Origin of the sequence: Brevundimonas sp. P7753, assembly GCF_013386595.1 — a bacterium.
GTDB lineage: Bacteria > Pseudomonadota > Alphaproteobacteria > Caulobacterales > Caulobacteraceae > Brevundimonas > Brevundimonas bullata.
Window position 1 is genome coordinate 1 of the sequence record NZ_JACARP010000018.1, and the last position, 11,614, is coordinate 11,614.

10 protein-coding genes and 1 pseudogene are annotated in these 11,614 nt (G+C 64.9%); 6 read left to right on the forward strand and 5 right to left on the reverse strand.

Annotated features, from left to right (window positions below; translation table 11 throughout):
* A partial coding sequence (locus HX774_RS03965) for an FAD/NAD(P)-binding protein (protein WP_370523335.1) occupies positions 1-627 on the forward strand: 627 nt, incomplete at its 5' end.
* A 119-nt stretch (positions 628-746) separates the two neighbouring features.
* A complete protein-coding gene (locus tag HX774_RS03970; RefSeq protein WP_178824417.1) occupies positions 747-2,033 on the forward strand; it encodes a cystathionine gamma-synthase family protein in 1,287 nt (428 codons plus the stop codon).
* A gap of 38 nt (positions 2,034-2,071) precedes the next feature.
* Here HX774_RS03970 and glmM read toward each other — a convergent pair whose 3' ends face one another.
* The gene (gene glmM, locus HX774_RS03975; protein ID WP_178824418.1) at positions 2,072-3,424 is read right to left on the reverse strand and encodes a phosphoglucosamine mutase; all 1,353 of its coding nucleotides are present in this window, start codon (positions 3,422-3,424) and stop codon (positions 2,072-2,074) included.
* A 195-nt stretch (positions 3,425-3,619) separates the two neighbouring features.
* Here glmM and glmS point away from each other — a divergent pair, with 195 nt between their 5' ends.
* Together glmS and galU are read left to right on the forward strand one after the other, a co-directional pair.
* A complete protein-coding gene (glmS, locus tag HX774_RS03980) occupies positions 3,620-5,434 on the forward strand; it encodes a glutamine--fructose-6-phosphate transaminase (isomerizing) (protein WP_178824419.1) in 1,815 nt (604 codons plus the stop codon).
* A gap of 230 nt (positions 5,435-5,664) precedes the next feature.
* Positions 5,665-6,543 carry a UTP--glucose-1-phosphate uridylyltransferase GalU gene (gene galU / locus HX774_RS03985; protein WP_178824420.1) on the forward strand — a complete coding sequence of 293 codons (879 nt, stop codon included), beginning with the start codon at positions 5,665-5,667 and terminating at the stop codon, positions 6,541-6,543.
* Positions 6,544-6,562: 19 nt separating this feature from the next.
* On the opposite strand, the gene HX774_RS03990 is transcribed toward galU, so the two are convergent.
* The 3 genes from HX774_RS03990 to HX774_RS04000 form a co-directional block, all read right to left on the reverse strand.
* Positions 6,563-7,261 carry a hypothetical protein gene (locus HX774_RS03990; RefSeq protein ID WP_178824421.1) on the reverse strand — a complete coding sequence of 233 codons (699 nt, stop codon included), beginning with the start codon at positions 7,259-7,261 and terminating at the stop codon, positions 6,563-6,565.
* Positions 7,262-7,662: 401 nt separating this feature from the next.
* Complete coding sequence (locus HX774_RS03995; protein WP_178824422.1) at positions 7,663-8,139, reverse strand: hypothetical protein; 477 nt, start codon at positions 8,137-8,139, stop codon at positions 7,663-7,665.
* Positions 8,120-8,947 (reverse strand): DUF6731 family protein, encoded by an 828-nt coding sequence (locus HX774_RS04000; protein ID WP_178824424.1) that lies wholly within the window; start codon positions 8,945-8,947, stop codon positions 8,120-8,122. Before HX774_RS04000 ends, HX774_RS03995 begins: the two co-directional genes overlap by 20 nt.
* Before the next feature lie 424 nt (positions 8,948-9,371).
* On the opposite strand from HX774_RS04000, the gene HX774_RS04005 reads away from it, so the two are divergent.
* Complete coding sequence (locus tag HX774_RS04005; protein WP_178824426.1) at positions 9,372-9,695, forward strand: hypothetical protein; 324 nt, start codon at positions 9,372-9,374, stop codon at positions 9,693-9,695.
* A gap of 275 nt (positions 9,696-9,970) precedes the next feature.
* A complete protein-coding gene (locus tag HX774_RS04010) occupies positions 9,971-10,969 on the forward strand; it encodes a beta family protein (RefSeq protein ID WP_178824428.1) in 999 nt (332 codons plus the stop codon).
* Positions 10,970-11,035: 66 nt separating this feature from the next.
* On the opposite strand, the pseudogene HX774_RS20360 reads toward HX774_RS04010, so the two are convergent.
* Positions 11,036-11,524 (reverse strand): annotated as a pseudogene (locus tag HX774_RS20360) (sce7726 family protein); the annotation flags it as partial.
* Between the last annotated feature and the right edge of the window lie 90 nt (positions 11,525-11,614).

An 11,614-nucleotide genomic window follows, 5' to 3' on the forward strand; every position in this document is an offset into this window, starting at 1 on the left:
CCCATCGACCTGCCCCCCGAAGCCCTGGCCGGCCCCCTATCGGCCCGATTGGCGACGGCGCGACGGCTGGCCGAGACCCACGGCTGGCGACGCCTGATGGAGGCCTATCGCCCGATCACGCTCGACCTGTGGCGCACGGCCGCCGACGCCGAACGGGCCCGCTTCCTGCGTCACCTGCGCCCGTGGTGGGATGTCCATCGCCACCGCCTCGCCCCCGAGATCGCCGCCGAACTGGACCGGCTGCTCGTCGAGCGCCGTCTGACCGTCCGCGCCGGACGCATCCGCAATGTCGAGGCATTCGCCCGGACCGCCGCCCTGCATCTGACCACGCGGGACGGCCCCCAGACCCTGTCGGCGCCCTGGCTGATCGACTGCACCGGCCCCGGCCATGACGCGACCACCGCGCCCCTGACCGCCGACCTGATCGCCCAAGGCCGCGCCCGTCTGGCCGCCTCAGGCCTCGGCCTGGACCTCGACCAGGCCGGTCGCGTCCTCCATGCCGACGGGACGCCGGACCTGGACCTCTACGTCCTCGGCCCGCCCGCCCGCGCCGCCTTCTGGGAAACCGTCGCCGTGCCCGACATCCGCCAGCGCATCGAGGCCCTGGCCGCCCGCCTGACCGCCTGATCCGACCCGCCGCCTTGCGGTCGAAACTTCCAAAGAGGCCCACATTTCTTTCCGAGACATGGCGTCTGGCGGGCGTTTGCCGGGTCGGCTATCACCGGGTCAGGAGAGGAAACACAAAAATGAACCGTCACCGCACCCGCGTGCTTGGGGGCCGCACCCTCGCACCTGAAACCCTGATGATGGGCTATGGCTATGACCCCGCCCTGTCTGAGGGCGCGATCAAGGCGCCTCTGTTCCAGTCGTCCACCTTCGTCTTCAAGTCGGCCGAGGACGGCAAGCGCTTCTTCGAGGTCGCCTATGGCCTGCGCCAGCGCGACCCGGACGAGGCGCTCGGCCTGATCTATTCGCGCATCAACAACCCCAATCTCGAGATTCTCGAGGATCGCCTCGCCGTCTGGGACAAGGCCGACAAGGCCCTGGTCTTCTCGACCGGGATGGCCGCCATCTCGACGGCCATGCTCGCCCTGGTCCGTCCCGGCGACGTCATCCTCTATACGGCCCCGGCCTATGGCGGCACCGAATACCTGTTCGACCGCATCCTGCCCCGCTACGGGGTCAAGGCGATCAGCGTGCCCGCCGCCGAGGGCGCCGACGCCCTGGACGCCGCCATGATCGACGCCGCCGCCCAGGCCAAGACCACTGGCGGGTGCCTCGCCGCCGTCTATCTGGAGACCCCGGCCAACCCGACCAACCAGTTGGTCGACATCGCCCGCGCCGTGGCGGGAACCAAGGCCGTGGATCAGGCCGAGCGCCCGGTCGTGGCCGTGGACAACACCTTCCTCGGCCCCCTGTGGCAGAGCCCGCTGGAGCTGGGCGCCGACCTCGTCCTCTACTCGCTGACCAAGTATGTCGGCGGCCACTCCGACCTGATCGCGGGCGGCTGCATGGGCGCCGCCGACGTGATGGCGCGGGTCGGCGAGATGCGCACCATCTGCGGCACCAACACCGATCCGCACACGGCCTGGCTGCTGCTGCGAAGTCTGGAGACCCTGCATATCCGCATGGAGCGGGCGCAGGAGAACGCCCTGATCCTGGCCGAGCGCCTGCGCGCTGATCCGCGCGTCAGCGCCGTTCTGACCGCCGGGGGGCCGGACGCCTCGCCAGAACAGCAGGCCATCTTCGAGGCCCAGTGCAAGGGTTCGGGTTCGACCTTCTCGTTGGAGCTGCCGGGCGGCGAGGCCGAGGCCTTCCGTATGCTGAACGCCCTGCGGCTGTTCAAGCTGGCCGTCAGCCTGGGCGGGGCCGAGAGCCTGGCCTCGCACCCCTCCAGCATGACCCACTCGGACTACACGCCCGAGGCCAAGGCGCGCAGCGGCATCGGCGACAACCTGGTGCGGCTGTCGGTCGGCATCGAGAACGTCGAGGACCTGTGGGCCGACCTGCAACAGGCCCTGGCCGCGATCTAAGGCGGTTGGCGGGCGCCGTTCGCGGCGCCCGCCGACCTTTACTGACCCGCCGCCTTCACCGCCGCTGAGACGTCGGCGACCACGCGTTTGACCAGGGCCTCGTCGTCGCCCTCGGCCATGACGCGGATCAGTTTTTCGGTGCCGGACGGACGCACCAGCAGACGGCCCGAGCCGTTCAGGGCGGCTTCGGCTTCGGCCATGGCGGCCTTGACCTTCTCGTCTTCCAGCGGCTTGCCGGCGGTGTAGCGCACGTTCTGCAGCAGTTGCGGCACCGGCTCGAACTGCCGGGCCAGCTCGCTCATCGGCACACCGGTCTCGACCAGGACGGCCAGCACCTGCAACGCCGCCATCAGGCCGTCGCCGGTCGTGGCGTAGTCCTTCAGGATGATGTGGCCCGACTGCTCGCCGCCGATGTTGAAGCCGCCCGCGCGCATCCGCTCCATGACGTAGCGGTCGCCCACCTTCGTCCGCTCCAGCGTCAGGCCCTCGGCCTTCAGCTTCCGCTCCAGCCCCAGGTTGGACATGACGGTGGCGACCACGCCGCCGCCGTTCAGCCGCCCCTTGCGGGCCCAGGCCAGGCCGACCAGGGCCATGATCTGATCGCCGTCGACCACATGGCCCTTTTCGTCGCAGATGATCAGCCGGTCGGCGTCGCCGTCCAGGGCGATGCCGATGTCGCAGCGATAGCGCTTCACCGCCTCCGACACGGCCTCGGGATGGGTCGAGCCGCAGTCGGCGTTGATGTTCAGGCCGTTCGGCTCGACGCCGACGGGGAAGACCTCGGCTCCCAGCTCATAGAGGGTGGTCGGGGCCACGCGGTAGCCGGCGCCGTTGGCGCAGTCGATGGCGATGCGCAGGCCCTTGAGACTGAGCCGCTTGGGGAAGGCCGACTTGGCGATTTCGATGTAGCGCGGCGGGGCGTCGTCGATGCGCTTGACCCGGCCCAGCTTGTTGGCAGGGGCCAGGTCCTGATCCAGGCCCTCGTCCATCATGGCCTCAATCTTCAGCTCGATCTCGTCCGACAGCTTGTAGCCGTCCGGCCCGAACAGCTTGATGCCGTTATCCGCATAGTCGTTGTGCGAGGCCGAGATCATGATGCCCAGATCGGCGCGCATCGACCGCGTCATCACGGCCACGCCGGGCGTCGGCAGTGGACCGAATGTGCGCACGTCCATGCCGACCGAGGCCAGCCCCGCCACCAGGGCCGGCTCGATCATATAGCCGGACAGACGCGTGTCCTTGCCGATCACCACCAGATGGCGACGGTCGTCGTCGGTGCGGAACATCTTGCCCGCCGCCAGACCCACCCGCAGCGCCACCTCGGCCGTCATCGGATGGGTGTTGGCGCGACCACGGATGCCGTCGGTGCCGAAGTATTTTCTCTCGCCCAAGGGCGTCTTCCTTTGATGGCGGGGCACCGGAGGATTTGCAAAGAAACCTTCCGAAACCCATTTTTTGATGTCGCCTGCCTTCGCTTCCCCTAGACGCAAGATCACAGGGCGAGACGGGCGGAACCCTCTCGCTTACCCCTTACGGCGGCCACGCGCAAAGCGTGACCGCTTCGCCCCTTCACCGGAGCAGACCTCATGTGCGGCATCATCGGCATTACGGGCGCAGGCGCCGTCGTCCCCCGTCTGGTCGACAGCCTGAAGCGGCTGGAGTACCGCGGCTATGACTCCGCCGGGATCGCGGCCATCGTCGACGGCCGCATCGAACGCCGCCGCGCCAAGGGCAAGATCCGCGAACTGGAAGCCGTGCTGGCGGCTGAGCCGCTGACGGGCACCATCGGCATCGGCCACACCCGCTGGGCCACCCACGGCGCCCCGACCACGACCAACGCCCACCCGCACAAGGCTGGCCGCGTCTGCCTGGTCCACAACGGCATCATCGAGAACTTCGCCGAGCTTAAGGCCGAGCTGGAGGCCGAGGGCCGCGTCTTCGAGAGCCAGACCGACACCGAGGTCGTCGCTCACCTGCTGGACCACAAGCTGACAGCGGGCATGGCCCCGCTGGACGCCTTCAAGGCCACCCTGGACCGCCTGACCGGCGCCTATGCGCTCGCCGTCCTGATCGAGGGCGAGGACGAACTGATCCTGGGCGCGCGCCGGGGCAGCCCCCTGGTTGTCGGCTGGGGCGAGGGCGAGATGTACCTGGGCTCGGACGCCCTGGCCGTCGGCCCCTTCACCCAGAAGATCTCCTATCTGGAAGAGGGCGATTACGTCGCCATGACCCGTTCGGGCGCCCACATGTTCGACGCGGCGGGCCGCCCTGCCGACCGCGCCATCGTCCAGGTCTCGGCCTCCTCGGCCCTGGTCGAGAAGGGCGAATACCGCCACTTCATGGAGAAGGAAGTCCACGAACAGCCCGACAGCGTCCAGCACACCCTGTCGGAATATCTCGACCTGGTGAGCGGCACGGCCAAGACCCAGGGCGTGGACTTCGCCGCCGTTGACCGCCTCCAGATCGTCGCCTGCGGCACCGCCTTCTACGCTGGTCAGATCGGCAAATACGCCTTCGAGAAATACGCCGGCCTGCCCTGCGACGTCGAGATCGCCTCGGAGTTCCGCTACCGCTCGCCGGCCCTGACGCCGGGCACGGTCGCCGTCGCCGTCAGCCAGTCGGGCGAGACCGCCGACACCCTGGCCAGCCTGACCTGGTGCAAGGCGCAAGGGTTGAAGACCGCCGCCGTCGTCAACGTCCACTCATCCTCCATGGCGCGCGAGGCCGAGGTCCTGTGGCCGACCCACGCGGGGCCGGAGATCGGCGTCGCCTCGACCAAGGCCTTCACCGCCCAGGTCGCGGCCCTGCTGGCGCTCGCCGTCGCGGCGGGCGTGGCGCGCGGGCGCATCGGCGCTGACGAAGAGGCCGAACTGGTCAAGGCCCTGTTCGAGGCCCCGCGCCTGATCGCCGAGGCCCTGCAGATGGACGGCCAGATCCGCGCCATCGCTCAAGACCTGGCCAAGGCCACTGACGTCCTGTTCCTCGGCCGGGGCGCCATGTTCCCCCTGGCCATGGAAGGCGCGCTGAAGCTGAAGGAGATCAGCTATATCCACGCCGAGGGTTACGCCGCCGGCGAGCTGAAACACGGCCCCATCGCCCTGGTGGACGAAGAGACCCCGATCATCGCCCTGGCCCCGCTGGACGAGGTCTATGAGAAGACCGCCTCCAACCTGCAGGAAGTCGCGGCGCGCGGCGGCCCGGTGATCATGATCGCCCCGGCCACGGCTCCGGCTCCGCACGGCGCCGGCATCCGCCGCGTCGACGCCCCCGACTGCCACCCTCTGATCGCGCCCCTGGTCTATGCCGTTCCGGTGCAGCTGCTCGCCTACTACACCGCCGTCCAGAAGGGCACGGACGTCGACCAGCCCCGCAACCTGGCCAAGTCCGTAACCGTGGAGTGAGTGTCTTTCCTCCCCATTTTATGGGGAGGGGGACCGCGTAGCGGTGGAGGAGGCGGCGCAAACGTCAGCTGTCGAGACGCCCCCTCCGTCACGGGCGCTTCACGCCCCGCGCCACCTCGCCGTCGCCCTGCGACAGGGAGGAAGGATGCAACCTGCTTCGTCCCCTCACGTTTGGAACGGTCACGGTTTGCGCCTATGACAGGCGCCTAACGGCTGTTTCAGGACGACTGATGACGACTTCCCCCGCACGCCTTCGCAAGGCGGTTCTTCCCGTGGCCGGCCTGGGGACCCGCGTCCTGCCCGGCACCAAGACCACGCCGAAGGAACTGCTGAACGTCGTTGATCGACCGATCCTGTCCTACATCGTCGAGGAAGCGCGCGATGCGGGGATCGAGCACATCGTCTTCGTCACCGGCCGCGCCAAGCAGGCCATCGAGGACTATTTCGACCACCAGATCGAGCTGGAGGCCCAGCTTCTGGCCAAGGGCAAGATCGAGCTTCTGGAGGCCATGAACGCCGAGCTGGCCACCGCCGGCGAGATGAGCTTCACCCGCCAGATGCAGCCCAAGGGCCTAGGCCACGCCGTCTGGTGCGCCCGCGACATCATCGGCCACGAACCCTTCGCCGTCATCCTGCCCGACGTCATCGTCGATTCGCAGCCCGGCGCCCTGAAGCAGCTGGCGGACCTCTACGCCGAGGTCGGCGGCAACGTCATCGGCGTCGAAGCCGTGCCCGAGGCCGCCGCCCACAAGTACGGCATCATCGACCCCTCCGCCCAGGACGGTCGTCGCTTCGCCATGAAGGGCATGGTCGAGAAGCCCAAACAGGGCACGGCCCCGTCCAATATGTCGATCTCGGGCCGCTACATCCTGCAGCCGGAAATCTTCGACCTGCTGGAGACCCAGGAGCGCGGCGCCGGCGGCGAAATCCAACTGACCGACGCCATGGATCGACTGATGAAGTCCCAGACCTTCACCGCCTACGAATACGAGGGCGTCACCCACGACTGCGGCGACAAGATCGGCCTGCTGCGCGCCAACGTCGCCCTGGCCCTGAAGCGGCCCGACCTGGGCGAGGCCGCCCGCGCGGCGATCACCGCCCTGCTCTGAGCCCCGGATAGCGCGCCGTTCAGCCTTCCAGAACGGCGCGCTGGGCCAGATCGATATGGAAGGCCAGCCAAGCGTAAATGCCGACGAACTTCAGCCCGTCTTCGGCCGCAACCACCCAGCTTTGAGTGGAATGCAGCAAGACGTCCACGGCCATACTCCCTCCCAGCAAGAGGAAGGCCAGGAGCAGAAAACCGCCGTCTCGCGAAAACAGTCGACGACGTTGAGCAAAGGCATAGGCCAGACCGGCCAAGGCATAGCCGCCGAGAACCACCACCTGCGGAACGCCCCAACCCGGCAGGATGGATTCATGAAGCAGCAGCAGGTCGTCCAGGCACAGGGCCAGACTGAGAACCCCGCCAAACCCCAGCAGCAGCCAATCGGGCTGCGCGCCCCCGCGAGCCCAAAGACAGAGGGCGGCGAATAGCGCCACACCTGCGGCGAGCGCCCAGCCGATCGCGCCCATGTTGGACATGACGCCGTAATAGCCGCGACAGCAGTAGCCAGAGGCCTGCGCCCCGGCGATCACATCCATGAACAACAGGCGCGGATCGGCATAGGTCTGAAAGGTCGCCGTCAGCGCCGCCAAGGCGGCCAACGCCACCAGCACGGTCGACCCGATCCGCACCCGGCTCCGCGTCAGACGCCCCCGCCCGACCTGCTGCGCCACGCCCGTCAGAGCGTCCGGGCGCCCACGCCCCATCCATACTTGCTGCGTCATCACCCTGGGCCCCCGCCTCCCATCCCCCTAGGAGCGCCGCTCGCTAGGGTCAAGCAAACGCCGTCATTCGAGACCGGCTCGCCCGAGACGCATCCCGCGGAGACGCCCTCTCATGGCGGCGGAATGCGAGCAGACCAGCGCACGAATGCATTTCGCCGTCAGCACAAACATCAGCAGAAATAGGGAAAGAAGCCGCTGCAGCGCTTCAAGAAAGAAGCTCGACCAACCGCCAAGCTCTTGAAAATAAATGGCGCGCCCGGAACGATTCGAACGTCCGACCCTCAGATTCGTAGTCTGAAGAATTATCTAGTAAAATCAATTAATTAAAAGAGTGCCGCTGTAACGGTCGTTCCTATGCTTGGTACGCGAGTCCCGATTTTACTGGGCTGGGGCGATGCGCACTATCGATTATGACGATTGCAGAAGATGATGAACAGGCGCGCGGCTCGTTCAAAAGCCAAGATTGCCCAGATGGATGTGCCGAACCAGATGCCGAACGCAGTTCGAGCCATGGTCGATGTCAGAACAGGCTGCCAGATCATCATAGGCAGAGAGACCAAGGCCGCTACAGTCCCGGCGACGAGAGCGGTGACGGTGAAGGAGGATGTGCGTCGCAGGTAGATCGACGATCGGGCCTTGCCCAGAAATCCACGATCCGTAGTGAGAACAAAACTGTAGAAGGTGAAAAGGAAGCCAGTGAGGACTGAGGCTAGTCCAAACACGCCCGAATATGCTTGGTCCAACTTTAGGCTATGGGCCGCTACCGCTTGGGCGATCTCACTGCCCTGCCAGATCGCCAGGCCAGCGGCGACAAAGCCAGCGCAATGGGGATACGCGCCCTCAAAAAGCTTATTCGTCCTATCTAGCAGCGTCGCCATTTGGCGCTCCAAACTGCCGCTCAAGCGTGGGCCAATGGTCGCGGAAAACTTCCCTGAGATAGTCCCTTCGGGAATGATAATGGCGCTCTGGTTGGGCCTCAGGAAGCCTTAACTCGGTGTTGGCCTGGAGTTGTTCATGAAGGAGGTCTAGCGGCCTTTCGTCCCCCTCAAGCTGGGATTGAAGTTTCTCGATACCAGGCTCTCCCATCAGACGGCCGATGGTGCGGGTAAGTCGGTTCTGCTCCAGCCAGTGATTCCGACGTCGACCCACGCTGACTTTGATCTCAACTTCTAAACCATCGTAGGCATCGCCAATCATCTTGGCTCCTTGACTGACGGCGAGGTCTGGGTCGTCGAGTACCTCCAAGCGATCGATGCCTGCGAACTTGACTATGAATGATCGAGGCCTGCCGGCGCGGAAGCGTTCCATCGCGTCATCCGTAAGCACGGGCGCCAGGCTGAAAATCTGAGCGGGATCGAGCGTCGCCAAGTATTGGGCAGCGCGGTTTGGCGTAGCAGACAGATTATTGGATTGGAGCAGTAGGACGCGTGTCGGGCGGTGATACAGGAACGCCGCCATGTGACCGATACCATTACCTTGCGCGAGCACGATTGGAGCCAGTCCGTCCGCGCCTGCTTGCGGCGGGATGTTCAACCGCTGAACACGGCAAAAATCTCCCTCGACCGTTTGCCCCTGCGGGGCTCCGTTTTCTAGGCGCACGACGACGCCACCACCGACGTCTCGCTCGCGCTCGGCAGGGCCTCCTAAGGCAATAGTTTGTAGGAGAATGTCTCCGAACTCGGCCACGCCCTGTGGTGACGCACTCGCTCGAAAGAACCGAACTGCTACCCTGCTATCCATTAGCCCCCCGCTCGATTAGCGCCGGCATAGAAGTGGCTCGGCGGGGGCGAGTCAAATCTGCTAGTCAGCCATTCAATTGCGGCGCGCTCGGGCTTTCGCACAATCGACGGCGAAGTTAGGGTTTTTAAGGAGGACTTAAATCATGGCGGGCGGCAGTTATCGGGGTGGGTCGACCCTTTTGAAAGTCTGGCCAAGCTTCAAAAGCAAACCGAGATCGGACGGACTGCTCACCAGAGAAGCCCGATTCGCCGGGGCCGCGATCGAACCTCGGGGGCCTCTGGTCGCCGAGAAGAACAGGTTGCCAAGGAAGCGGAAGCAAGGCTCCGTTGTTGATGGGCAGCGGGCTAATGTTTCGACGGAAGCGCCTAAGATGATCTCCGCCCAATTACCGCCGGCCCGCAAAGCGGTGGGCGCCGCAAAGGCAAAGTATAATCCGAGCGACATCGCCGCGTATCTTGCAGCCAACCACCCCGCTTGCCCCAAGAGAATTAGAAAACGGATTGGTCAGATCGCAGCAGAGGGGCGATGGACTGGGCTGGCCCTGGATACCATGACGCAACGATGTGTGGCGCACTACGTCGTGGCCGAGGTGTGCGGTGTTCATCGCTTGGTGGAATGTGGACTATCTGCGGCCGTGGCCAATCAGATGATTGAACCCCAACGAAAGGCAGTGATGAAACTCTGGGGTTTCTGAGGGTAGGCGAGCGGCGTCGAGCCGGAGGCCTACATCATGGAAACAGGTCGAGCAGGCAAGAGGCGTCCAGGGCAACGATGGCGTAGCATCGGTCATAAGGACTCGGCACCACGCGACGGCGATCACCACGCCACAATGTTGGCCTCATAGTGCGAACCACGTTGAGAGCGGTATTGCCTACAAAACTACTCACCGGAACGTCGGTATCCAGGACTCGACAAATAGGCGAGTGCCCCCCAAGTCTCCCTCTCTAAAGTTGTCTGGGGAGGCACGATTTGTTTTACCGTTACGTCCCGTCGCTGCGCGCCAAGGCCGGCGAAGCGATCGCTCTGACGCATCTGACGTCGGCGGCGAAAGACCGAATCTTTCCATTGGTTCACTTGGCGACGGAGGTCCCCGCGACCCTTGCCCCCCGCCTTGGTCAAGCGTGGGCAGGTCGTTCGCTTGGACTAGACGGATCGTTCAATTTCGAAGCTACCGGCTCGGGCCTAGCGATGCAGACGACATTCGCAGCGTTGGCGGTTCTGGGGGTTACGGTGGTTCCGGCGATCGAATACGGAGCGCAGGCAGGCTACATGGCTGTTGTTGGTGCGCTCGCTCAAAGTTCCGCCACCGGCTTGGTTGTGAAGGTTCGCCTCGGACACTTGCATCTTGTGACAGCATGGCTGGCCCAGGGGGGCTGGGCACCGCAGAGCGTCGATCTTGTGATCCTCGCCGGTCACCTAGCTGATTTTGGCGCGGCAGGTGTCCTGGATCAGTTGGTTCTCAACACCCTGCTGACTTTGCCGCACCCGCAAGCATGGCGATCAGTGACGCTTTCCGGATCGTCGGCACCGAAGGATATGAGTAGCCTCGGGTTGGGGGTGAATACGGTGCCTCGTCTTGAGTGGGGGCTTTGGCAGACGATCCGCGCCCAGGTACCATTCCGATTGGACTACGGTGATCACGCCATGACCCACCCCGACATGACCGACCCGCCGGGATTCGTTATGGGCAATGCCACGGTCAGCGTCCGCTACACGACTGACAATGATTGGACCGTCATCAAGGGGCGTCCGGTGTCCGGCAAGAACGGCATCCCGATGCCGACGCAATACCTAGGTCACGCGCAGACCCTAAGCGTCCAGCCTACGTTCGGGGGGCTAGTCGGCTGTTGGGGCGACGGCAGAGTCCAGCAAATTGTAGCTGGAACTGGGACGCCAGGGAGCCGCCAGACGTGGGTGGAGATCGGCGCCAACCGCCACCTCTCGTTCGTTGCTGACCGCCTGCCCTAGCCAACCGGTCCTCAGTTTCAGTGCCGACCGGACGACCTCAGAGAGCGCGGTCTGCGATAGTTCTGTCGCGAGCCGTTGATGGAGTTCCGGGGCGGACTTGGAGCGCCAGCCCTTAGCGAGACCGTGAACTTCAAGCGCTGCCAAGGCTTCGTCGCGCCAGAGCAAGCGCGCGACCAAGAGTTGATCAGGTTTTGGGTTGGGTTTGCTCTTTCGCACTCGCTTGAGCGCCAAATCCGTTCCAACGCCGGTAGCAACGATTACGCCCCACCAGCGAGGCACAAGTCGCTTCGCTTCGGTGGCGTGGCGTGAGCCCACCACTAGGCAAACTTCGTCGAAGACCCGGCTGTAAAGTTCCGCTTGGCCCGGCAGACGGTCAAGCGTGTCGCTGTCGCTCTTAAGTTCGTACCCAGTGAGTTGACCGTTGATTACGGCAAGATCGATCCGCGCCGAGCCGGACCAAATGCCCATTTCTTCAACGATGCGGGTGTCGTTTTCGCCAGCGTGCTCATCAACGAGCATCGCGCGAACGGCGACTCTGACGTCGTAATCACGCATGGGTTTAACAATCTTTGCCGATCTCCAGACCTCTAGCGCAAGGTTGGCGCCACTGCCACCCGTCAGCAGCGTGCAATGCGGTAGCGGTAA

Coding starts and splice junctions, on each gene's coding strand:
- HX774_RS03970 (WP_178824417.1), top strand. CDS start 747: ATGAACCGTCACCGCACCCGCGTGCTTGGGGGCCGCACCCTCGCACCT.
- HX774_RS03995 (WP_178824422.1), bottom strand. CDS start 8,139: ATGGCGACGCTGCTAGATAGGACGAATAAGCTTTTTGAGGGCGCGTAT.
- glmS (WP_178824419.1), top strand. CDS start 3,620: ATGTGCGGCATCATCGGCATTACGGGCGCAGGCGCCGTCGTCCCCCGT.
- HX774_RS03990 (WP_178824421.1), bottom strand. CDS start 7,261: ATGACGCAGCAAGTATGGATGGGGCGTGGGCGCCCGGACGCTCTGACG.
- galU (WP_178824420.1), top strand. CDS start 5,665: ATGACGACTTCCCCCGCACGCCTTCGCAAGGCGGTTCTTCCCGTGGCC.
- HX774_RS04005 (WP_178824426.1), top strand. CDS start 9,372: ATGATCTCCGCCCAATTACCGCCGGCCCGCAAAGCGGTGGGCGCCGCA.